Below are 21,269 nucleotides of genomic sequence, written 5' to 3'. Positions count from 1 at the left end.
GTGGCCGGCTCAGTCACGCCCAGCTGGCGCGCCGGCTACCATGAGCTGCAGCCAGCCCTTGGCACAGGCGGTGTCGACAAACGCCCGGGTGCCGCTCTCGATCTGTTCCGCGCTGTCGGGAAAGGCCGCCTGCAGCTCGGCGACGATATCGTCCACGCTGCGCTGGCCGTCGCAGCGTTTCAGGATTTCCCCGGCGGAGGCGTTGAGTTTGATCAGGCCTTCGGGGTAGAGCAGGATGTAGGCCTGCTGGCTCGCCTCCCAGCGAAACATGAAGTGCGGTGCCAGTCGGGGGTGCGCGTGGTCGAGCGGGCGGGATGGATTCATGGCGGTAGCTCCTGATCGGCGCAAGGGGGCGGCAGCGGCAGCGCTGCTGCCGCTGCCGCCCCGTGGCTCAGCGCACGTAGACGTAGGCGGTCACTTCGAAGCCAAGGCGGATTTCGCAGTAGGCGGGGGTTTCCCAGGTCATGACGGTCTCCTTCGGTTGCGGAACGGCCCCATGCCGCTCCAGTAACGATTATTCGACCCGGCCCCGGCGCCAGCCAGCGGCAGCGGGCCAAAAACGGCTCGTGAAAATCATGAGACGTCGTCGCACAGCATGGCGAGGCAAGCCGGGCCGTGCTCGGCGAACAGGCGATGCACCTGCACCCCGTGCGCCCCCGTCGCCAGCGCGGCACGCACGTCGGCGGCGTGGCGGATGCCGCCCACCGCGATCAGCGCCGGGCCGCCGTGCAGCTGGTGTGCCAGGCCGCGCAGCGTCATGCCGCCCGGCGGGGCGTCCGGCCGGACCAGGATCAGGGCGTCGAACCCCGCCGTGGCGGCGGCGACGGCGAGGCGAAGCGACGCCAGCGGCAGCTTGAGCGCGAGCGCCAGGCGGCGCCCGGAGGCCGCGGCGAGCCGATCGCGTTCCCGTACCATGGCCGTCAGCGCCTGCCGCAGCAGCGCGTCGTGCTCCGCTGCCAGCAGCGGACGGTAGGCCCGGGCGCTGAGATTGCAGCTCAGGTAATCCGCCACCGGCGCCGCCTGCTGCAGGCCGTATAGCCAGTCGTCGTGCAGCGCTGTTGGCGCGGCGCCGGGTGTCATGCCCAGGCCGATGCCGATGGTGCTGTCGCCACGCGCCCCGAGGCGCGCCAGCGTCGCGGCCAGCGCCGCCACGCCGGGTTGCTGCCCCGGCACCGGCTGCGGGGTGACGGTGCCGAACTCCACCGCGGCAAAGCCGGCCGCGAGCAGAGCCGCCGCCTGCGCGCCGCTCTTGTCGATGCCGCCCGCCAATCCCGGCCGGCGGCCCCAGTGAAACGGCGCCGTGTTCACCCCTGTCTCCGGGAAAAATCCGCCATGAACGCCACCAGGGCGTCCACGCCCGCCTGCGGCATGGCGTTGTAGAGGCTGGCGCGCAGCCCGCCGACGTGGCAGTGGCCGCGCAGATGCGTCAGCCCGGCTGCCTCGGCTTGCTGCAGGAAGGGCTCGGTGAGGCGCTCGTCCGCCAGCTGGAAACGCACGTTGCTCGGCGAGCGGTGGCCGTGCGCCACCGGCGCCTGGTAGAAGCCGCCGCTGGTGTCGATGGCGTGGTACAGCCGCTCGGCCTTGCGGCGGTTGGCCAGCGCCATCGCCGCCAGCCCGCCCGATTCCGCGATCCAGTCGAACACCAGCGCCGCCAGCTCGATGGCCCAGCCCACCGGGGTGTTCACGGTGTTGTTCTCGGCCAGCTGCTGGCGGTAGCAATAAGGAGCGGGGGCGTAGCGCGCTTCCCGTTCCAGCAGATCCTCGCGCACGATCACCACGGTCAGCCCGGCCGGGCCGATGTTCTTCTGGGCGCCGGCGTAGATCAGCCCGAAGCGCGACACGTCGAGCGGGCCGGCGAGGAAGCAGGAGGTGGCGTCGGCCACCAGCGGCACGGCGCCGGTGTCGGGCAGGGCGGGGTAGGCGATGCCTTCGCCGGTTTCGTTGGGGGTGATGTGGCAATAGGCGCAGTCGTCCGGCAGCGGCCAGTTCGCCAGCGGCGGCGCGGCGAGCGGTGTCGCGCCCTGGTAGCGCGCCACCACCGCCACCTCGGCGTAGCGGCGCGCCTCGCGGATGGCACGGCCGGCCCAGTAGCCGGAGTCGGCGTAGGCGGCGCAACGCGCGCGGCCGAGCAGGTTGAGCGGCACCATGGAAAACTGCTGCATCGCGCCGCCGGCGAGGAACAGCACGCGGTAGCCCGCGGGCAGGCCGAGCAGCGCCGCCAGGCGTTGCCGGGCGCGCTCCAGTGTGGCGCGGAACGCCGGACTGCTGAACGGGCGCTCCAGCGCGCAGGCGCCGTCGGCACCGCGTAGCAACAGGGTGTCGCGCGCCCGCTCCAGAACGGCGTCCGGCAGGCGCGCCGGACCGGAGGCGAAGTTGTAGACCGGGCTCATGACTTCAGCCGAACAGGAAGCCGCCGTGCGTGCCTGCCGCCATGAAGAACAGCAGCGGCAGCGACAGCATGGTGTTGGTGCGCGAGGAGAGATGGGTGATACGCGAGCAGCGCAGCCGCTCTTCCACGCTGGCCGGCACCAGTCCCAGCACCTTCTTCTGGTGCGGCCACAGCACAAACCAGACGTTGAGCATCATCAGCGTGCCGAGATACAGGCCGATGCCGATCGGCGCCTGCGCCCGGTGCAGGGACAGTGCCGAGGCCAGGATGCCGCGCTGCCACAGCATGAACAGGCCGGCACTCCAGGTCAGCACCGCCGCCCAGCGGAACGTGCCGTGCTCGCGGTTGAGCAGCGCCTGGAAGCGCGGGCTCTGGTCGTCGATCAGGTCTGCGGCGCTGAGCGGGCGCCAGTTTGGCCGCTGCACCACGCTGGAGTAGTTGTGGCCGACCCAGACGATGCCGGCGAGAAAATGCACCCAGCGCACCAGCAGATCGAGCGTCATTCCGTCCATGGTGTCTCCTCAGCCGGCCAGCAGGCGTGCCAGCAGGAACAGCAGCAGCGTGAGCAGGGCGCCCAGCAGCAGGGTGCCGCCGGCGCTGTCGTAGGGATGGCGCATTCACTCCTCCATGAAGGTGGTGCAGACGCCGCTGGCGGAACGCTTGATGAGCGGTTTGCGGAAGCGCTGCGGCGACACCGCCTGCGTCACCGCCGCCTGCACCAGGACGTGCTGTGGCGAGCGGCTGCAGGCCGGGTCGGTGTTGCCGGCGTCGCCAGTGAGCAGGAAGGCCTGACAGCGGCAGCCGCCGAAGTCCTTTTCCTTCTCGGCACAGGAGCGGCACGGCTCCGGCAGCCAGTCGAGCCCGCGGTATTTGCGGAACAGCGGCGAGTCGTGCCAGATCCAGGCCAAGGGGCGCTCGCGCACCGAATGGAATTCCAGCCCGGGAATCACCCGCGCCTCCTGGCACGGCATTGCCACGCCGTCGGGGGCGATGGTGAGGTGGATGGCGCCCCAGCCGTTCATGCACGCCTTGGGGCGGTCTTCGAAATAGTCGGGGATGACGAAATAGATCGTCATGGCGCCGTCGAGCCGTTCGCGCCAGCGCTGGATCACCGCTTCGGCGCGGCGGATCTGCTCGCGCGTCGGCATTAGCTCGTCGCGGTTGAGCAGCGCCCAGTTGTAGTACTGGATGTTGGCGAATTCGATGTACTCGACGCCGAGCTCGGCGGCCCACGCCACCATCTCGTCGATCAGGTCGATGTTGTGGCGGAACACCGGCATGTTGAGCACCATCGGGAAGCCGTGCGCCTTGATCAGCCGCGCCGCCTCCAGCTTGCGGGCGTGGGCGCGGGTGCCCACCAGCTGGTCGGTGAGTGCGGCGCGGGTCGCTTGCAGCGACAGCTGCACCTGCTTCAGGCCGGCCTGCTTGAGCGCCGCCATGCGCGCCTCGTTGAGCCCGACCCCCGAGGTGATCAGGTTGGTGTAGAAGCCCAGCTCGTCGGCGTAGGCCACCAGCTCTTCCAGGTCGGGACGCTGCAACGGTTCGCCGCCGGTGAAGCCCAGCTGCAGCGCGCCCAGCTCGCGTGCTTCGGCGAGCACGCGTTTCCATTCTTCGGTGCTGAGTTCGTGCTCGGTGTACTTGTCGAAATCCAGCGGGTTGTTGCACCACGAGCATTTCAGCGGGCAGCGGTAGGTCAGTTCCAGCGACAGCCACAGCGGTTTGCCCTGGCCATCCAGGCTGAGCCCGGTCGATTCTTTCGGCATGGTGCGCTCCTCTTTCCTCGCCAGGCCGGTGCGGGGCGCCCGGCTCCTGGAGACCGGCGGACGGCCGTACAGCGCCGCCCTGGTCTGGGCGTGCGACGGCTTGTGCACCGGTGTCTGGAATCATTGTCGGCACGGCCAGGCGCGCGCGCGTCGGCGATGCCGGGAGCGCGGCCTCACGGCATCCCGGCGCGGGGCCTCATGATTTTCGCTAGGGCGGAGGGGGCGGCTGGCGGCGGCAACGCCGCAACCGGGCGGGATCAGACGTCGATCAGGCCGCAACGCACCGCGATCAGCGCCAGTTCGGCGGCGTTCTGCGCGTTGAGCTTCTGCTTGATGTGGTAGAGGTGGGTGCCGACGGTGCTGGGGCTCAGGTGCAGCTCCTCCGCCACTTCGTTGACCGAGTGCCCTTGGGCGAGCTGCAGGAAGATAGCGAATTCCTTGTCGGTGAGCGCCTCGGAGGGGTCGGCGGCACCGCCCAGCTGGGCCAGCGCCACCTGCTGCGCCAGTTGCGGATCGAGATAGCGCTGGTTGTTGCCGATCTGGCGTACCGCCTTGACGAACTCCTGCGGGGCGCTGCGCTTGCACAGGTAGCCCAGGGCGCCGATGCGCAGCGCGCGTACCGGCATCGCTACCTCATGGTGCGCCGAGAGGATCAGCACGCGCGCCGCGGGATGGCGTGCGCGCAGCCGTTCCAGGGTGGCGAAGCCGCCCATGCCGGGCATGTAGAGGTCGAGGATCAGCACGTCGGGCCGGGTTTCATCGTACAGGCGCAGGGCCTCCTCGCCGTTGTCGGCTTCGCCCAGCACCTGGGCGCCGGCGCTTTCCAGCAGCGCGCGCAGGCCCATGCGTACCAGCGCGTGATCGTCGACGAGCAGGATGCTCAAGCCGGCCAGCGATTGCTTCATCGTGGACTCTCCCATAGGCGCTTGCCGAGGCGGGCGCGGCCTCGGCAACGTACCGTGCCGTGAGCGGGACGGTTTCCGTCACCCTGCATGGTAGGGAGCGGCGCGGCCAGGCACTATTCGCCGGATGGGGTGGCGTGCCGGGCGAGAGGCACTACGCGCCTAGCCTGAAAGGACTAGGCGCGGTCTTCGGCCAACCTTGGAACATGAAGAGGCGAGCTCAGCGGCCGCGGTACATGTAGTCGCGCGACCACGCCAGCGTGGCGGCGTCCTGGCCGGCCTTCTGGCACAGCACCTGGAAGATCGACACCTTGTCGGTGCGGAAGGCGTAGGCGCAGCCGGCGAGGTAGAGGCGCCAGATACGCCAGGTCTTTTCGTCCACTTCCTGGCGGATCGCCTCGCGGGCGGCTTCGAAGCGGCCGGCCCAGGCCGCCAGCGTGACGGCGTAGTGGCGGCGCAGGCTCTCCACGTCGATCGGCTCCAGCCCGCCTTCCTGCAGCGTGCGCAGCACCAGCGAGATGTGCGGCAGCTCGCCGTGCGGGAACACGTACTTCTCGATGAAGTCGCCGCCGCCGCCGGCGGTGCCGTCGCTGGCCGCCGAGGAGGTGGTGATGCCGTGGTTGAGCGCGAGGCCGCCGTCGGCGAGCAGGCGGTTCAGGGTGCCGAAGTACTCCACCAGGTTGGCGAGGCCGACGTGCTCGAACATGCCGACGCTGGTGAGGCGGTCGAAGCGGCCGTCGACGTCGCGGTAGTCCTGCAGGCGGATTTCCACCTGCCGCTGCAGCCCTTCCTGGCGCACGCGTTCCATGGCGTATTCGTACTGCGCCTCAGACAGCGTGATGCCGACGCAGCGCGCGCCGAATTCGCGCGCCGCCAGCCGTACCAGCGCGCCCCAGCCGCAGCCGATGTCGAGCAGGGTGTGGCCGGGCTGCAGCCGGATCTTGGTGAGAATGTGGCGGATCTTGGCGTGCTGGGCCTCCTCCAGCGTCTCGTTGCCGTGCGCGAAGTAGGCGCAGGAGTAGACCATGTCGCGGTCCAGCCAGTGCGCGTAGAAGCGGTTGGAGACGTTGTAGTGGAAACGGATTGCCTCGCGGTCGAGCTCGCGCGTGTGGCGCACGTGGCCGGGCTGGAAGCTGGCGCCGGGCACGGGGTTCTCGGCTAGGGCGAAGGCGTAGCCCTGCTCGATGATGTCGTCCAGGGTGCCGTCCAGATCCAGTTCGCCCTCGACGTAGGCGGCGGCGAGGTGGTCCACCGACGGCGACAGCAACAGCGGCAGCGACTTCCAGGAGTGCACGCGGATGGCCAGCCGGGGCTGTTCGAAGTCGCCCAGCGGCAGGCTCTGGCCGGAGGGCAGCACGATGGCGACGGACAGGTTGAGATGGTGGCGCAACGACTTGACCCACGCTTCGACGGGGGCGGCCAGGGTGTGTTCGAGCATGCTGCGGTCCTCATATTGCTGAAGCCCGGTGCCTGCGGGCAACCAGGCCGGTCAATTTCAGCGTAGTGCGCTTTTGCCGGGCATGCCACGACGGGCGACGACCAGACAGCAAAACGCCGCCCAAGGGCGGCGTTGCAGGAAGATGCGGCACGATGCCGGCGGCTCAGGGTGCCGGCGGCTCTTCCTCCGGCGCCGACGGCTCCTGCAGGCGGCTGATCATGACCTTGTCGACGCGGGTCTTGTCCATGTCCACCACCTCGAAGGCGAAGCCGTTCCACTCGAAGCGGTCGGCCGCCACCGGCACCCGGCCCAGCTGGAACATCACCACGCCGCCCAGGGTATGGATGTTGCCGGTGTCCTCTCCGGGCAGCAGGCTGTCGATGGCGAAGTGCTCGCGCAGTTCGTCCGGCGCCACCATGCCGTCCACCAGCCAGCTGTGCTCGTCGCGCTGGATGATCAGCTGTTCGTCTTCCTGCGGACCGGCAGGCAGGCCGCCGACGATCGACTCCAGCACGTCGTGCAGCGTCACCAGGCCTTCCAGCTCGCCGTACTCGTCCACCACCAGCGCCATGTGGATGCGCGCGCGCTTGAACTGCTCCAGCAGCTGCATCAGCGACACCGTGGCCGGCACGTAGAGCGGCGGGTGCATGCCGGCGGTGAAGTCGACGTTGCCGCCGGAGAGCAGGCGGTCGAGCAGGTGTTTGGCGTCGACGATGCCGATCAACTGGTCCATGCCGCCCTTGCACACCGGGTAGCGCGAGTAGGGGTGCGATTGCATCAGCTGGCAATTGCTGGCGTGGTCGTCCTCGATGTCGAGCGAGATGATGTCCTTGCGCGGCGTCATGATCGACGCCACCTTGCGGTCGTCGAGGCGGAAGATGTTTTCCACCAGTTCCTGCTCGGCGCGGTCGAACACGCCTTCGTCGGCGCCCTGTTCCATCAGCACCTTGATCTCTTCCTCGGTGATCGACGGCTCCTTGCTCTTCTTGGCGCCCATCAGGCGCAGGATGGCGTCGGTGAACACGCTCAGCACGCGCACCAGCGGTGCGGTGGCGCGCGACAGCAGCTTCATCGGCCGCGCCAGCACGGCGGCGAAGAGTTCCGGGTTGTGCATGGCGAGCCGCTTGGGCACCAGCTCGCCGAACAGCAGCGACAGGGTGGTGATGGTCACCACCATCACGCCGAACGCCAGCGGTTCGCTATACGGTGCGATCAGCGGGTACTGCTTGAGCCAGGCGGCCAGGTGCTGGGCGATGGCTTCTTCGCCGAACACGCCGGACATGATGCCGATCGAGGTGATGCCGATCTGGATGGTGGAGAGAAAGCGGGTGGGCTCTTCGACCAGCTTGAGCGCGGCCTGCGCGCCCTTGTCGCCGTCGTCGGCCCATTGCTGAAGACGGACCTTGCGCGACGACACCAGCGCCAGTTCGGACATGGCGAACACGCCGTTGAGCAGGATCAGCAACAGTAATATGAATATGTCCACGGTGGGGAAAAAGAGTTGCGGGACTCCAAGCTTAGGGCAATGGCCCCTCCGTGGAAAGAGGTCTTCGATGCCGCGCCGGTGACCAGTCATGGCGGGTTTGCTTACTCAAACATGAATATTCATAATGAATAAAAACAAAATGGAGTGTTCGCATGGAATTACCACCGGCCTTATCCCCGTGCAACCAGGGGCAGCCTGGCAAGCAGCATCAGCTTTATCGCATTGCGTTGGCCGTGCTGGCTCTGCTTTATGCCGGTTTCAGCTACCTGCGCGACGATTTTTACATCATGGGTAAGCATAGCCAGGGCAGCCATTATCATGGCGTCGCGGCGAGCCTGCTCGAGGCCATGCTGATCATGGCCGCCGCCGCCTGCCTAGTTCCGGTGATTGGTGTCTACGATACCCGCGCCGTCCGTCCGGACTACGAGCGCTGGCGCCGTCGTGCGGCCATGGCCGCCTATGCCCTGATGGGAATGGGGATGACCCTTACGCTGTTCAATCCGTCCCTGACGGGAGATGGCGAACTGGGACCTAGGTTGTTGCGCTGGTTGGGCTGGCTGGGAGTCGGTGCCCTGATGGCACAGCTGGGGCGCCTACCTCCGGCTTACCTGAAGGCACCGCGGGCTCAACCTGGCGTGGCACAGGACGTGACGCTTCCCGCCATCGTGGCCTATCTGGCTGTGGCCGTGTTGGGATTGATCGCGCTGGCCTTGCTGATGCTGTCGGGATGGCTGCAGTGGCGGGTTCCCACTGGCGCGTGGGGATTCAAGCTGGTGTTCGGTAGCCTAGGCTTAGGTATTGGATTTTGGGCACGGTCTATCCTGCGCCGTGCCCACTCTGTCCAAGAGTAGTTGGACGTATCGCAACGGCAGCTGGTGACGTTAAATGGCCAAGGTCGCCGTGCTGAACAGATCAGTTTGTGTCACCGGTGCCCACTCGATCACGCCGCGCCCGGCGGCGGCGAGCCAGGCGTTGGCCTGCGAGAAGTGGCGGCAGCCGTGAAAGCCGCGGCTGGCCGACAGCGGCGAGGGGTGGGCGGCGCACAGCACCTTGTGGCGGCGCGTGTCGATGCGCTCCGCCTTGCCCTGCGCCCAGTTGCCCCACAGCAGGAACACGCAGCCGGGGTTCTCGGCGTTGACGGCGTCGATCAGCGCGTCGCTGACGTTCTGCCAGCCCAGCTTGCCGTGGCTGCCGGCCTTGTCGGCCTCCACCGTCAGCACGCTGTTGAGCAGCAGCACGCCCTGCTGCGCCCAAGGCGTCAGGTCGCCCGAAGCCGGCAGGCCGGTGCCGAGATCGGCGGCGATTTCCTTGTAGACGTTGCGCAGGCTGGGTGGGATGCGCACCCCGGGCGGTACCGAGAACGAGAGCCCCATTGCTTCGCCGGCGCCGTGGTAGGGGTCCTGGCCGAGGATGACGACGCGGACGTCGGCCGGGGCGGCGTAGCTCAGGGCGTGGAAGATCTGCTCGCGCGGCGGATAGAGGGTCTTGCCGGCGGCGGCTTCACTGGCGAGGGTGCGGTCGATCTGGCTCAGGGCCTTGAAACACGCAGGCGACCTCAGCACGGTCTCCCAGGCGGGATGGACGCGGGCGAGGGTGGGGGCGAGATAGTCGAGTTGCGGCATGGCGTTGTTGTTGTCGCAGAAGAACTGAGGGCTTGGCACGCTTGTAAGCGTGCTCGGCGTCGGCCTGGGGCCGGTTGGCGAGCGCGCTCCGATGCTAAGACCGGTCAGCAAAAAGGCCGTTCCCGCACGGTGTGAGGGAAAGGCCTTGAGGAAGGAAAGGACGCGGTTTCAGTAGTGCGCCATGGTCGGGTCGACGTCGCAGGCCCAGGCCTCGACACCGCCACGCAGGCTGATCACCGGCTCGAAGCCGGCATTGGCCAGGTAGAGCCCCACCTGGAAGCTGCGCACGCCGTGGTGGCAGACGGTGACGATGGGTTTGTCGTCCGGCAGCTCGCTCATGCGCAGCGGGATCAGGTTCATCGGGATGTGCAGCGAACCGGGAATGCGGCACAGCTGTACTTCCCAGTCCTCGCGCACGTCCAGCAGCACCGGCTGCTCGGCGCTGGCGTCGGCCAGCCACTGTGCCAGCTCGCCGGCGCTGATTTCCTTGACCATCAGAAGCTGAACCGTTCCGGCTCGACCGCCTCGGACTGGGCCAGGCGGCTGATGCAGGTTTCGAACAGGTTGGTCTCGCGGAAGACGGTTTCGCTCTCGCGCTCGATCAGCTTGGTGGTCATCACCGGCTCGTCGCCGACCACCAGAATCATGCGGCCGCCGACGGCCAGCTGTTGCTTCAGGCTGTCCGGCACCACCGGCAGCGAGCCGCCGACCAGGATGGCGTCGAATGGCGCCTGGGCGGCGTAGCCGTCGACACCGTTGCCTTCGACCAGGGTGACGTTGCTGACGCCGGCCTTCTTCAGGTTCTTGGCCGCCATCTCCTTCATCACCGGGTCGAGGTCGACGCTGTAGACGTGGCGCGACAGGCTGGCCAGCAGGGCGGTGACGTGACCGCTGCCGGTACCGATTTCCAGCACCTTGTCTTCCGGCTTCAGGCCGAGGTCCTGCACCAGGCGGGCTTCCACCTTCGGCTGCAGCATCTTGTGACCGTTGATGAGCGGCAGTTCGGTGTCGACGAAGGCCAGCGTGCGCTTGTCGTCCGGCACGAAATCCTCACGTTTCACGTGAAACAGCAGATCGAGTACTTTGGGGTCAAGCACATCCCACGGACGAATTTGCTGTTCGACCAGGTTGAAGCGGGCATTCTCAAAATCCATCAGTTCACTCCGGAAGGGCTTTATCGACAATAACTTGCGATTATCCCATATTTACCGTACCTTCACAGCATCGCTAGGGGTCCTGCCCCCGTTTTTTGTGAACCAGTCCGCCTCGAGGGATTGGTTTTTTTACATAAGCACGGGGCGCCGGTGAGAAACACCCTTGGAACCTGACCCGGATAATACCGGCGTAGGGAAGCGTATCGAATACGAAGTCCGGCCTCTGCCGCTCTTCCGCCCATGGCCTAGTCGCCCGGCGTTCCGCTCCCTGCGCTGTTTCATCGAAGCAACCACGGAGACCGACCGATGAACGCGCCGACCAACCTGAACACCGAAATGGTGGTGGACCAAGCCGCCATCCAGCCGCTGCCCAATTCCCGCAAGATCTACGTCGAAGGCTCCCGCCCCGACATCCGCGTGCCGATGCGCGAGATCAGCCAGGCCGACACCCCGACCCAGTTCGGCGGCGAACAGAACCCGCCGATCTACGTCTACGACTGTTCCGGCCCCTACACCGACCCGGCCGTGAAGATCGACGTGCGCAATGGCCTGGCCGCGCTGCGCGCCGCCTGGATCGAGGAGCGCGGCGACACCGAGCAGCTCGCCGGCCTGTCGTCCGAATACGGCCGCGCGCGCGAGGCCGACGCCAAGCTCGACGAGCTGCGCTTCAACCTGACGCGCCAGCCGCGCAAGGCGAAGCCGGGCTGTAACGTGACCCAGATGCACTACGCGCGGCAGGGCATCGTCACGCCGGAGATGGAATACATCGCCATCCGCGAGAACCAGAACCGCGCCGCCTATGTCGAGAGCCTGAAGGGCGCCGGCGGCAAGAACAACGCGCGCCTGTTGGAGCTGATGACGCGCCAGCACCCGGGCCAGAACTTCGGTGCGCTCACCGTCGAGGAGATCACCCCGGAATTCGTGCGCCAGGAAGTCGCTTCCGGCCGTGCCATCATCCCGAACAACATCAACCACCCGGAATCGGAGCCGATGATCATCGGCCGCAACTTCCTGGTGAAGATCAACGGCAATATCGGCAACTCGGCCGTGACGTCTTCGATCTCGGAAGAAGTCGACAAGATGACCTGGGGCATCCGCTGGGGCGCCGACACCATCATGGATCTGTCGACCGGCAAGAACATCCATGAGACGCGCGAGTGGATTCTGCGCAACAGCCCGGTGCCGATCGGCACCGTGCCGATCTACCAGGCGCTGGAGAAGGTCAACGGCAAGGCCGAGGACCTGACCTGGGAGATCTTCAAGGATACGCTGATCGAGCAGGCCGAACAGGGGGTGGACTACTTCACCATCCACGCCGGCGTACTGCTGCGCTACGTGCCGATGACCGCCAACCGCATGACCGGCATCGTCAGCCGCGGTGGCTCGATCATGGCCAAGTGGTGCCTGGCGCATCACCAGGAGAACTTCCTCTACACCCACTTCGAGGAAATCTGCGACATCATGAAGGCCTACGACGTGGCGTTCTGGCTCGGCGACGGCCTGCGTCCGGGTTGGGTGTGGGACGCCAACGACGCGGCGCAGCTGGGTGAGCTGAAGACGCTGGGCGAACTGACCCAGATCGCCTGGCAGCACGACGTGCAGGTGATGATCGAGGGCCCGGGCCACGTGCCGATGCAGTTGATCAAGGAGAACATGGACAAGGAACTGGAGTGGTGCCACGAGGCGCCGTTCTACACCCTGGGGCCGTTGACCACCGACATCGCGCCGGGTTACGACCACATCACCTCGGCGATCGGCGCCGCGCAGATCGGCTGGTACGGCACCGCGATGCTGTGCTACGTCACGCCGAAGGAGCACCTCGGTCTGCCGAACAAGGACGACGTCAAGGAAGGCATCATCACCTACAAGCTGGCCGCGCACGCCGCCGACCTCGCCAAGGGCCACCCCGGTGCGCAGATCCGCGACAACGCGCTGTCCAAGGCACGCTTCGAGTTCCGCTGGGAAGACCAGTTCAACCTCGGGCTCGATCCGGACCGCGCGCGCTCGTTCCACGACGAGACGCTGCCGAAGGATTCCGCCAAGGTGGCGCACTTCTGCTCGATGTGCGGCCCGCATTTCTGCTCGATGAAGATCACCCAGGACGTGCGCGACTTCGCCGCGCAGCAGGGCTTGGCCGACGAGGAGGCGCTGGCCAAGGGCATGGAAGTGAAGTCGATCGAGTTCATGAAGGGCGGCGCCAAGCTGTACGACAAGATCTGAGCCGAGGCCGGTTAGTGCCGACGTGAACGGACCGCCGAGGCGGTCCGTGAGATGGTAGACAAACCCCTTCTGCGACGCGGAAGGGGTTTGTCGTTTAAACAGGAAGGCGGCGGACTCAACAACTTGTTTGGAGCGGCCCGGCTTCGCCGGGTCCGGCTGAATCCGAACAGGGGACGTTGTCAGCCGCCTGGCGGACCGCCGAGGCAGTCCGTTTTTTTTTTCGCCAGCGGACAGGGGGCGTGGCGGCAGAGGGGAGGGGCGCCTCTTTGCCGCGGTGCAGGCCATCGCAGGGGGCACGCTTGCACGGCGAATGAAATGGCCACTTGTAAATATATCGTAATGCGATATATTAGAGAGGCCATCGCCGTAAACCAAGGAGCATTGTCATGAGTCTGCTTACTCCCGTTCGCATGCTGATATCGTCGGAAGACGGCTGGGACGAACTGGCCAGGAGCCATCCCTCGCTGGCGGCCAGCTTCGGCAAGGTGGTGCTGCCGGCGTCGCTGCTCAGCAGCGCCATGATCGTGTACGCCGCGTACTTTCACGGCGAGGTGTATGCGCCCGCGGTGCCTTTCCGCCAGTGGTGCTACGTCGCGCTGCTGTTCCTGCTGGTGAGCTGGCTGTGCGTGCCCCTGATGGGCTACGTAATCCGGCACTCGGTGCGCAGCACCCGGCCGCTGGCATACCGCGACTGCTACCGCCTGGCGGCGATCGCCCCGCTGCCGATCTGGCTGTCCGCCCTGACGCTGATGGTGCCGAGCCCGCTGTTCAATCTGTTGGCCGGGGTCACCGGGCTGTTCGCCTCGGCCGGGCTGATCCTCCATGGGCTGGACGCCTTGTTCGAGCACGATCACTGGGTGCGGACGCTGTCGGTCACCTACACGGTGTTTTCGGTCGGGGCGCTGCTGTGGGCGCTGGTGATCGGGCTGCTGGTGCTGCCGCTGCTGTAGGGCGCGCGGGCGATTTGTGCTACGGTGCCCCAGAATTCAGCCCGCGATCCAGTCATGACCTTCCATTCTTCCCTGTCGAAACGCGATTTCGAGCACCTGGCCGATTTCCGTTACCGCTTACGCCTGTTTCTGCGTTTCAGCGAGGAGCTGGCGCAACAGCACGGCCTGACCCCGCAGCAATACCAGCTGCTGCTGCAACTGCGCGGCTATCCGGGACGGGACTGGGCCTCCGTGGCCGAGCTGGCCGAACGGCTGCAGTCGCATCATCACAGCGTGGTGGGGCTGGTGTCGCGCTGCGAGGCGCAAGGCTTGGTGCAGCGCCGTCCGGGAAGGGAAGACCGCCGCTGCGTCGAGGTAAGCCTGCTGGCCAAGGGCGAGGAACTGGTGGAAACGCTGGCGCAGGCGCATCGCGACGAGCTGATCCTGCTCAAGCAGGCCGGCGGGCTGGCGTCGCTCGACCTGCTGCTGCAGACGCAGCAGGGGCTGGGCGAGGGCGCCTGAGCGGCGCTCAGGTGATCGGGCAAAGAAAAAGGTTGGCTTCGGCCAACCTTTTTTGTTGCGGCGTCCCCGTTGCCCGGTCAGCGCAGCGGGCCGGTGAGGCGGGTGAGGGTGTTGTCCTTGACGAAGCGGTGGTGCCATACCGCGGCGGCGGCGTGCCCGATCACCAGCCACAACAGCACGTTGCCGAGCGTTTCGTGCACTTCTTTCAGGTCGTGGGCGGTGTCGCGGTCCAGCGTGAACAGCACCGGCAGGGGTTGGCCGAAGAACGCCAGTTCGTGACCGCTGCCCTGCACGATTGCAATCCCCAGCAGCGGCAGGGCCAGCATCAGCGCGTACAGCACCCAGTGGGCAAGCTTCGCCAGCACGGCGCTGTGCTTGTGCGGCGCCGGGGTGATCTCCGGCACGCGGTTGCCGAGACGCCACAGCAGGCGCGGCAGCACCAGCAGCAAGACGATCAGACCGGCCTGGAAGTGGCCGAATTTCATGGCGTCGCGCAGCGGCGTGCCCTTGGGAAAGAAATCCTTGAATTCGATGAAGGCCAGGGCGGCGATGACGGCCAGGGCCGACAGCCAGTGCAGGGCACGGGCCAGCCAGCCATAACTGTGCTGGGAATTCTTCAACATGATGTACTCCTGTTTACTTTCTGCCGTTCAGGGTAAGGGCGCCGTCTTAATGCAGACTTAACCCCGCCGATCGCGGCAGATGATCGAAAAATGGGGCTCATTCGTTGCCTTGGTGCAACGGTACCGTTCCTGAGCCGGGGCACCGGGCGTACCGTGCCAGTGGTTCCCTGGCGGCGGCGGCGAGTGGTTCTGTCGCCGCGGTACGGCCTGCGGCATGCTGTGGCGATCGTCCCCGGCAGGAGTCAACCTTATGAGCACTGAACTGCACATCCGCGCCGCGAGCGCCGCCGACCACGCCGCCTGGCTGCCGCTCTGGCTGGGCTACCAGGCGTTCTACCGCACTACGATCCCCGAGGCCACCAGCGCCGTCACCTGGCAGCGCCTGCTCGATCCGGCCGAACCGATGGCTGCCTATCTGGCCTGGCAGGGCGGCGAGGCCGTCGGGCTGGTGCACACCATCTACCACCGTTCGTGCTGGACCGCGGGCGACTATTGCTACCTGCAGGACCTGTACGTGGCCGAGGGCGTGCGTGGCCGCGGCATCGGGCGTCGCCTGATCGAGCACGTCTACCGCCAGGCGGCAGAAGATGGCTGCTCACGCGTGCACTGGCTGACGCACGAGACCAACCGCGACGCCATGCAGCTGTACGACCGCATCGCCGAGCGTTCCGGCTTCGTGCAGTACCGCCGGTTGCTGGGCTGAGCCCGCACCAGGGGTGGCCGAAGCCGGCGACGTCCTGGCCCTTGACGGATGCGCTGACGGTTCGCTTCACGCCTGCTTCGTTGGGTGCATGGTGACGCCATGCTAGGCGAGGAGTAGGGAGGAAAAATGGAGCAATTCGGAAGTTGTTGGTGAGACCGAGCCCGTCATGGCCACGCCGCCGGTGGGCCATCGGCGTGGCGCCATGAAAAACGGCAGCCTGGAGGCTGCCGTTTTCTCTGGTTGGAGGACTCAGTGTTCCTGCAGTCCCTTGACCGCTTCCTTCACCGCCGAAGCTTGCTGCTTCAGCTTGTCCATCTGGTGTTTCAGTTCGGGTTTGAGGGCCGCCGCGGCGCTCCCGACCTTGTTGGCCGCCGTGCCCAGCGCGGCGCTGGCTTCCTGTTTCAGCTCGCCCACCGGGGCACTCGCTGCCTCGACGGTGCTATGCACCGCGCCAATCGCATCCGAGGCCGACTGTTGCAGCTTGGTCGTCTGTTTGTCGCTGCAGGCGGCAAGCCCCAGCGCCAGCGCGATTACGAGGGGAAGGTAAGACTTCGGCATAGACATTACTCCATGTCATCTGGAATAGATCAGAGGCACGGTGCGGGGCGGAAGTTCCTCGTGTCCGGCCGGGAGGGTTCCGGCCTCGCCCTCCAGGGAGCGGTTGAGGGCAGAGAGCAGGGCGTCGATGGCAGCGGCAGTGATGTTGCGATCGATGCCGGCGCCGTAGCAGGCCGGCTGGCCCGGCAGCTGCAGTTCGACGTAGCACGCGGCGCGCGCGTCGGCGCCGCTGCCGAGGGCGTGTTCGTGGTAGTCGCCGATGCGGGCGTCAAGGTCGAGTGCGTCGAGCAGCGCCTCCAGGGGGCCGCCGCCCTGGCCGTGCACGCTGCGGTTCTTGCCGTGCTGTTCCAGTTGCAGGCTCAGCGTGGTGGTGCCGTCGTCGCGGCGCTGCTGTGCGAAGCTGTGGCAGCGGTACGGGGCGCGGGACTCGAGATAGTGACGGCAGAACAGCGCGTAGAGGTCGTCCGCCGTAGCTTCCCGCCCGCTGGTGTCGGTGTGCTGCTGGATCAGTCGGCTGAACTCGATCTGCATGCGGCGCGGCAGCTGCAGGCCGTATTCCGATTGCAGCAGGTAGCTGATGCCACCCTTGCCCGACTGGCTGTTGACGCGGATCACGGCATCGTAGCTGCGGCCGACGTCGGCCGGGTCGAGCGGCAAATAGGGCACTTGCCACGGCGCGCCCGGCCGGCGCGCATCCAATCCTTTCTTGATGGCATCCTGGTGCGAGCCGGAGAACGCCGTGTATACCAGCTCGCCGGCGTAGGGATGGCGCGGGTGGACCGGCAGGCGGTTGAAGTCTTCCACCTGGCGCTGTACCGCATCGATGTCGGAGAAATCCAGCCCCGGCGCCACGCCCTGCGAGTACAGGTTGAGCGCCAGCGTCACCAGGTCGACGTTGCCGGTGCGCTCGCCGTTGCCGAACAGGCAGCCTTCCACCCGTTCCGCCCCAGCCAGCAGTGCGAGTTCCGCCGCCGCCACCGCCGTGCCGCGGTCGTTGTGCGGGTGCACGCTGAGGACGACGCTGTCGCGCCGGGCCAGGTGGCGGTGCATCCATTCGATCTGGTCGACGTAATGGTTGGGCGTGCTCATCTCCACCGTGGCCGGCAGGTTGACGATCATCTTGCGCTCCGGCGTCGGCTCCCAGGCGGCGATCACCGCGTTGCACACTTCCAGCGCGAACTCTGGCTCGGTGGCGGAGAAGGTCTCCGGCGAGTACTGGAACACCCAGTCGGTGGCTGGGTCGGCGTCGGCGAGTTTGCGGATCAGTCGGGTACCGGCCAGCGCCAGCGCCTTGACCCCGGCACGGTCGCTGGCGAATACCGTCTCGCGCCATTGCGGCGCGGTGGCGTTGTAGAGGTGGACGATGGCGCGGCGCGCCCCGCGCAGCGCGTCGAAGGTGCGGCAGATCAGATCCTCGCGTGCCTGGGTGATGACCTCGATGGTGACGTCGTCGGGAATATGCCCCTCGTCGATCAGCCGGCGCACGAAGTCGAAGTCGGTCTGTGATGCCGCCGGAAACGCCACCTCGATCTCCTTGAAACCGATCGCCACCAGCAGTTGGAAGAAGCGCAACTTGGCTTCGCCATCGAGCGGCTCGATCAGGGCCTGGTTGCCGTCGCGCAGGTCGGTGCTCATCCATTGCGGCGCGCTGCGCAGCACGCGACCAGGCCATTGGCGGTCGGGCAGGGCGATCGGACTAAACGGTGGGTATTTTTGACTGGGGTCGGCGAGCATGCTCATTCCTTTTTAGACAAAATGTATAAATATGGTGGCTGTCGTTTTAGTTAATTAGCCATAATGTCGTATATTTTGTCAAAATAAGGCAGCTGATGGCTAGGTGAAACTGTATCTATCAGACCATTTGTAGAATTATGGGAGCATCAGAAATGGCAAAAGCCCGGGTGAAGCGGGGGCTTCGGCCAGGCTTGGGGAGTGCTGTCGGAGGGGATGTCCACGCCGCGTGGGCAGTGCTTAGAGCCGCGAACAAAACCCAGTGCAACGGTCTTGACTAGGCGCGCGGCCGCAGAAAACGAGGCATAGCCGAAGTTTCAGCGAAGCTATATGCAAGTAGTACGGCAAGTGTTTGCTGGGCGAATCTCTGCGTGCAAATCTTCGATTTGCCCAGCGATGGATTCGCACGCGAGCGCAACAACGCCAGAGGGTTTTGTTAGCGGTTCTTAGTGGCTACCCTTGCGGCCGACGTAGTCGACATGGATGCGGTGTTCGCGTGCGAGCTGTCGCATGCGTCGCGCCAGGTTGTGGTTGACGTAGCCGAGTACGATCACCATGTGCTGCACGTGTGCCGGCAGCGGACGGGTGAGGTCGCCGGTCTTGCGGCCGCTCCAGTGCACGATGTCTTCATAGCCCTGGGCGTGCAAGGCACGCCGGGTGGGTTCGATGTGGTCGCCGCCGATGATGAGGGCTCGCATGAGTTGGCCTCCTTCACACTATGACGAGACCAGTCTAAACGCCGTCAATAACCACAAAAAGTAATAAAAAATGTTTTTTTAATTACTCTATTGAATTTAGAAGGTGGTGGGCGCTGTGTGGCCGTACCTAGCCATGCGGGTAGGCCGTGGCGGCAAACCCTACGCGCCGGCTGGCAGCTCGGGTGAGGAAGAGGCGACGAGCGTGCTGTCTCGGGCCGCGTTTAACGCATCTGCCAGTCCATCCGGAGCCCGCTGGACCTTCACGTGTGGTGTGCCGTGCCAGTCTGCCAGCTTGGTGAGGGCGGCGCGCAGATCGGTTGTCAGCCGCTGCGTCACGCGTATCCCCGGCTCCAGGTACAGCGCCTTGACCTCGAACACCCCCTGCGCACGGTGCGCCTTGGCGTCCAGCCGCCCCACCAGCCGGCCGCGTTGCAGGATGGGCAACACGAAGTAGCCATATTGGCGCTGCGGCGCCGGGGTGTAGCACTCCAGCCGGTAGTCGAAGCCGAACAGCTCGGCGGCACGGCGGCGGTCCCACACCACCGGGTCGAACGGCGACAGCAGCGCCGTGGCGCGGGCGGTGAGCCGCTCGTCCGCCGCCAGAACCAGCTCGTCGGCCAGGCTGGCGTGCACGAAGGCGTCGTGCTTCCAGCCCTCGATGCGTACCGGCAGCAGCTCTCCGGCGTCGGCCAGCGCGTGCAGCGCGGCGTCGTAGCGGCCGCGTTTGAGCCGGTAGTAGTCCGCCACCCAGCCCGCCTTGACCACGCCAAGTGCACGGCAGCTTTGACGGATCAGCTCGTGCTGCGCCGTTGCCAGCGGCGGCAGGTCGCGCGCGTCGTCCCAGCCCGGGCGTACCCGTTCGGCCAGGTCGTAGACGCGCTGGAAGCGCTGGCGCGCCGCCACCATCAGCCGCCCGGCGGTGAACAGCACTTCGAGGTGGCGCTTTTCCGGCTTCCAGTCCCACCAGCCGTTGCCCTTGCCGCCCTGGCGTGCGAAATCCGCCGAGCGCACCGGGCCGTGGGCGCGGATGTGCTGGAGCAGTTGCTCGATCTCGGCGCGGTGCTTGTCCATCCACGCCACCGAATACTTCCAGCCCATGCCTGCCGGGTCGAGCATGCGGTGGCGCAGCAGGCGGTAGTCCTCGGATGGCACGAAGCAGGCCTCGTGCGCCCAGTACTCGAACAGCGCGCCCTCGGCCAGCAATTCGTCCAGCCAGGCCGGGTCGTAGTGGCCGAGCCGGCTGAACAGCACCAGGTAGGGACTGCGCGCCAGCACGTGGATGGTGTCGATCTGCAACAAGGCCATGCGCCGGATCGCCGCCAGCACGTCGCCCTTGCCGGCCCGGCGCCTGGGCGGCGTCAGCAGGCCCTGGGCGGCCAGATGCAGGTGACGGGCGGCGCTGGGCGAGAGGTGAACCGTGGTCATGGCGATGGCATGGGAAGGGGAAAAGGATGACTATAGCAAAAGGGGGAGGGGGAGCTTGGCGCTGTTTGCGCGTTTTGACCTTCCCCCTGCTAAGCTGTCTGTGTGAGTCCTCATTCCACCCCAAGACTTCTAAGGAGAACGACATGGATACTGGCAAGCACGAACTGCCGCAGCTGTTCCAGCAACTCGGCTTGGGCGGCGACGCCGCGGCGATCGACGCGTTTCTGGCCAAGCATCGGCTGGAGCACGGCATGGAGGTGGCGGATGCGCCATTCTGGAGCGCCGCGCAGGCCGATTTTCTGCGCCAGGCGCTGGAAAGCGACGCCGAGTGGGCCGAGGCGGTGGACGAGCTGGCGACCTTGCTGAGCCAATAGCGTTGGGCCGGCGCGATGGCGCTGGCGCGCTGGGCGGCATGGCCTATGCTGGGGGTGAGCCTGGCTCCGGCGAGCTGTTCCGCCGGCGGGGCCAGGCTCCTGACATCCGGGAAGGAGACCCGTCATGATGATCGCCCGCTGGAGTATCGAGGCCAAGTTCGGCCACAAGCCCGAGGTGGTGGCGGAGATGCAGCGCTGGTTGCGCGAGATTGGTTCGCAGGTCGGCTGGACCCCCGAGCGGGTGCGGCTGTTGAACGGCTCGATCGGCGCCAAGGAGTCCACCATCCAGTCCGAAATCGAGATCGCCGATCTGGCCGAACTCGAGGCGGCCTGGCGCACGCTCGCCACCCTCGAGGCGCACGCGGCGTGGAGCCGTGCGCTGGAGCCGCACGTGGTGTCCGGCACGCAGCGCTGGGACATCTTCCGCGTCATCGGGTAGGGCGGAACCCCGGCATTAGCCGGGGGTTCCGCCACAGTGCGCTCCATCTTACCGTCATCGCAGCTGATGGCGGAACACCGCTGCGCGGCTTCCGCCCTACACCGATGCGGGTCGTCCCATGTAGGACGGACCCCCCGGCATAAGCTGGGGTTCCGCCAAGGTGCGCTCCATCTTCCCGTTATCGTGGCTGATGGCGGAACGCCGCTGCGCGGCTTCCGCCCTACACCTAAATCCCTGATTCCGCTATACTTCCGCCCCTGTCGCGTGCCCGCGCGCACCCACCCCCCAGCAAG

General features: G+C 66.5%; 24 protein-coding genes. 7 read left to right on the top strand and 17 right to left on the bottom strand.

Annotated elements, in window-relative coordinates; translation table 11 throughout:
* Positions 1 to 9 precede the first annotated feature (9 nt).
* From pqqD to B9N72_RS11815, 9 genes are all read right to left on the bottom strand, one after another.
* Positions 10 to 324 (bottom strand): pyrroloquinoline quinone biosynthesis peptide chaperone PqqD, encoded by a 315-nt coding sequence (gene pqqD / locus B9N72_RS11855; protein WP_085276610.1) that lies wholly within the window; start codon positions 322 to 324, stop codon positions 10 to 12.
* Between the two features lie 67 nt (positions 325 to 391).
* On the bottom strand, positions 392 to 466 hold the full coding sequence (gene pqqA, locus B9N72_RS21745; protein WP_081455968.1) for a pyrroloquinoline quinone precursor peptide PqqA: 75 nt from the start codon (positions 464 to 466) through the stop codon (positions 392 to 394).
* Positions 467 to 573: 107 nt separating this feature from the next.
* The gene (locus B9N72_RS11845; RefSeq protein WP_085276609.1) at positions 574 to 1,308 is read right to left on the bottom strand and encodes a dihydroorotate dehydrogenase; all 735 of its coding nucleotides are present in this window, start codon (positions 1,306 to 1,308) and stop codon (positions 574 to 576) included.
* The gene (gene serC / locus B9N72_RS11840; protein WP_085276608.1) at positions 1,305 to 2,390 is read right to left on the bottom strand and encodes a 3-phosphoserine/phosphohydroxythreonine transaminase; all 1,086 of its coding nucleotides are present in this window, start codon (positions 2,388 to 2,390) and stop codon (positions 1,305 to 1,307) included. The genes B9N72_RS11845 and serC overlap by 4 nt, the downstream gene beginning before the upstream one ends.
* Positions 2,391 to 2,394: 4 nt before the next feature.
* Positions 2,395 to 2,901 (bottom strand): urate hydroxylase PuuD, encoded by a 507-nt coding sequence (locus tag B9N72_RS11835; protein WP_085276607.1) that lies wholly within the window; start codon positions 2,899 to 2,901, stop codon positions 2,395 to 2,397.
* A 105-nt stretch (positions 2,902 to 3,006) separates the two neighbouring features.
* Positions 3,007 to 4,152 carry a pyrroloquinoline quinone biosynthesis protein PqqE gene (pqqE, locus tag B9N72_RS11830; RefSeq protein WP_085276606.1) on the bottom strand — a complete coding sequence of 382 codons (1,146 nt, stop codon included), beginning with the start codon at positions 4,150 to 4,152 and terminating at the stop codon, positions 3,007 to 3,009.
* Between the two features lie 257 nt (positions 4,153 to 4,409).
* Positions 4,410 to 5,057, bottom strand: a complete 648-nt coding sequence (locus B9N72_RS11825; protein ID WP_085276605.1) for a response regulator — start codon at positions 5,055 to 5,057, stop codon at positions 4,410 to 4,412.
* 217 nt (positions 5,058 to 5,274) lie between these two features.
* Positions 5,275 to 6,492, bottom strand: coding sequence for an SAM-dependent methyltransferase (locus B9N72_RS11820; RefSeq protein ID WP_085276604.1), 1,218 nt, complete (start codon positions 6,490 to 6,492; stop codon positions 5,275 to 5,277).
* Between the two features lie 163 nt (positions 6,493 to 6,655).
* Positions 6,656 to 7,957, bottom strand: coding sequence for a hemolysin family protein (locus tag B9N72_RS11815; protein ID WP_234985962.1), 1,302 nt, complete (start codon positions 7,955 to 7,957; stop codon positions 6,656 to 6,658).
* Between the two features lie 173 nt (positions 7,958 to 8,130).
* Between B9N72_RS11815 and B9N72_RS11810 the strand changes: the two genes are divergently transcribed.
* The gene (locus B9N72_RS11810; protein ID WP_085276602.1) at positions 8,131 to 8,829 is read left to right on the top strand and encodes a hypothetical protein; all 699 of its coding nucleotides are present in this window, start codon (positions 8,131 to 8,133) and stop codon (positions 8,827 to 8,829) included.
* Between the two features lie 30 nt (positions 8,830 to 8,859).
* Here B9N72_RS11810 and B9N72_RS11805 read toward each other — a convergent pair whose 3' ends face one another.
* The 3 genes from B9N72_RS11805 to B9N72_RS11795 all read right to left on the bottom strand — a co-directional run bounded on the left by B9N72_RS11805 (position 8,860) and on the right by B9N72_RS11795 (position 10,754).
* The gene (locus B9N72_RS11805; RefSeq protein WP_085276601.1) at positions 8,860 to 9,600 is read right to left on the bottom strand and encodes a uracil-DNA glycosylase; all 741 of its coding nucleotides are present in this window, start codon (positions 9,598 to 9,600) and stop codon (positions 8,860 to 8,862) included.
* A 168-nt stretch (positions 9,601 to 9,768) separates the two neighbouring features.
* Positions 9,769 to 10,098, bottom strand: coding sequence for a rhodanese-like domain-containing protein (locus tag B9N72_RS11800; protein WP_407681302.1), 330 nt, complete (start codon positions 10,096 to 10,098; stop codon positions 9,769 to 9,771).
* The gene (locus tag B9N72_RS11795; protein WP_085276599.1) at positions 10,095 to 10,754 is read right to left on the bottom strand and encodes a protein-L-isoaspartate O-methyltransferase family protein; all 660 of its coding nucleotides are present in this window, start codon (positions 10,752 to 10,754) and stop codon (positions 10,095 to 10,097) included. The genes B9N72_RS11800 and B9N72_RS11795 overlap by 4 nt, the downstream gene beginning before the upstream one ends.
* 306 nt (positions 10,755 to 11,060) lie before the next feature.
* On the opposite strand from B9N72_RS11795, the gene thiC reads away from it, so the two are divergent.
* The 3 genes from thiC to B9N72_RS11780 all read left to right on the top strand — a co-directional run bounded on the left by thiC (position 11,061) and on the right by B9N72_RS11780 (position 14,425).
* Positions 11,061 to 12,974, top strand: a complete 1,914-nt coding sequence (gene thiC / locus B9N72_RS11790) for a phosphomethylpyrimidine synthase ThiC (RefSeq protein WP_085276598.1) — start codon at positions 11,061 to 11,063, stop codon at positions 12,972 to 12,974.
* A 386-nt stretch (positions 12,975 to 13,360) separates the two neighbouring features.
* On the top strand, positions 13,361 to 13,924 hold the full coding sequence (locus B9N72_RS11785) for a YIP1 family protein (RefSeq protein WP_085276597.1): 564 nt from the start codon (positions 13,361 to 13,363) through the stop codon (positions 13,922 to 13,924).
* A 54-nt stretch (positions 13,925 to 13,978) separates the two neighbouring features.
* On the top strand, positions 13,979 to 14,425 hold the full coding sequence (locus tag B9N72_RS11780; protein ID WP_085276596.1) for a MarR family winged helix-turn-helix transcriptional regulator: 447 nt from the start codon (positions 13,979 to 13,981) through the stop codon (positions 14,423 to 14,425).
* Between the two features lie 77 nt (positions 14,426 to 14,502).
* Here B9N72_RS11780 and B9N72_RS11775 read toward each other — a convergent pair whose 3' ends face one another.
* On the bottom strand, positions 14,503 to 15,048 hold the full coding sequence (locus tag B9N72_RS11775) for a cytochrome b (RefSeq protein ID WP_085276595.1): 546 nt from the start codon (positions 15,046 to 15,048) through the stop codon (positions 14,503 to 14,505).
* Positions 15,049 to 15,298: 250 nt separating this feature from the next.
* On the opposite strand from B9N72_RS11775, the gene B9N72_RS11770 reads away from it, so the two are divergent.
* The gene (locus tag B9N72_RS11770; RefSeq protein WP_085276594.1) at positions 15,299 to 15,751 is read left to right on the top strand and encodes a GNAT family N-acetyltransferase; all 453 of its coding nucleotides are present in this window, start codon (positions 15,299 to 15,301) and stop codon (positions 15,749 to 15,751) included.
* A 249-nt stretch (positions 15,752 to 16,000) separates the two neighbouring features.
* Here B9N72_RS11770 and B9N72_RS11765 read toward each other — a convergent pair whose 3' ends face one another.
* The 4 genes from B9N72_RS11765 to B9N72_RS11750 form a co-directional block, all read right to left on the bottom strand.
* Complete coding sequence (locus B9N72_RS11765) at positions 16,001 to 16,309, bottom strand: hypothetical protein (protein WP_085276593.1); 309 nt, start codon at positions 16,307 to 16,309, stop codon at positions 16,001 to 16,003.
* Positions 16,310 to 16,324: 15 nt separating this feature from the next.
* On the bottom strand, positions 16,325 to 18,043 hold the full coding sequence (gene leuA / locus B9N72_RS11760; protein WP_200810968.1) for a 2-isopropylmalate synthase: 1,719 nt from the start codon (positions 18,041 to 18,043) through the stop codon (positions 16,325 to 16,327).
* Between the two features lie 443 nt (positions 18,044 to 18,486).
* Entirely contained in the window at positions 18,487 to 18,738 is a 252-nt protein-coding gene (locus tag B9N72_RS11755) for a DUF2325 domain-containing protein (protein WP_085276591.1), read from the bottom strand.
* Between the two features lie 159 nt (positions 18,739 to 18,897).
* Entirely contained in the window at positions 18,898 to 20,163 is a 1,266-nt protein-coding gene (locus B9N72_RS11750; protein ID WP_085276590.1) for a winged helix-turn-helix domain-containing protein, read from the bottom strand.
* 143 nt (positions 20,164 to 20,306) lie between these two features.
* On the opposite strand from B9N72_RS11750, the gene B9N72_RS11745 reads away from it, so the two are divergent.
* Positions 20,307 to 20,537 carry a DUF2789 domain-containing protein gene (locus B9N72_RS11745; protein WP_085276589.1) on the top strand — a complete coding sequence of 77 codons (231 nt, stop codon included), beginning with the start codon at positions 20,307 to 20,309 and terminating at the stop codon, positions 20,535 to 20,537.
* A 124-nt stretch (positions 20,538 to 20,661) separates the two neighbouring features.
* Positions 20,662 to 20,976, top strand: coding sequence for a hypothetical protein (locus B9N72_RS11740; RefSeq protein WP_085276588.1), 315 nt, complete (start codon positions 20,662 to 20,664; stop codon positions 20,974 to 20,976).
* Positions 20,977 to 21,269 lie beyond the last annotated feature (293 nt).

Origin of the sequence: Pseudogulbenkiania subflava DSM 22618 (assembly GCF_900177275.1) — a bacterium.
In the GTDB taxonomy this organism is placed as follows: Bacteria; Pseudomonadota; Gammaproteobacteria; order Burkholderiales; family Chromobacteriaceae; genus Pseudogulbenkiania; species Pseudogulbenkiania subflava.
This window is presented reverse-complemented; position numbering and strand designations above follow the sequence as displayed.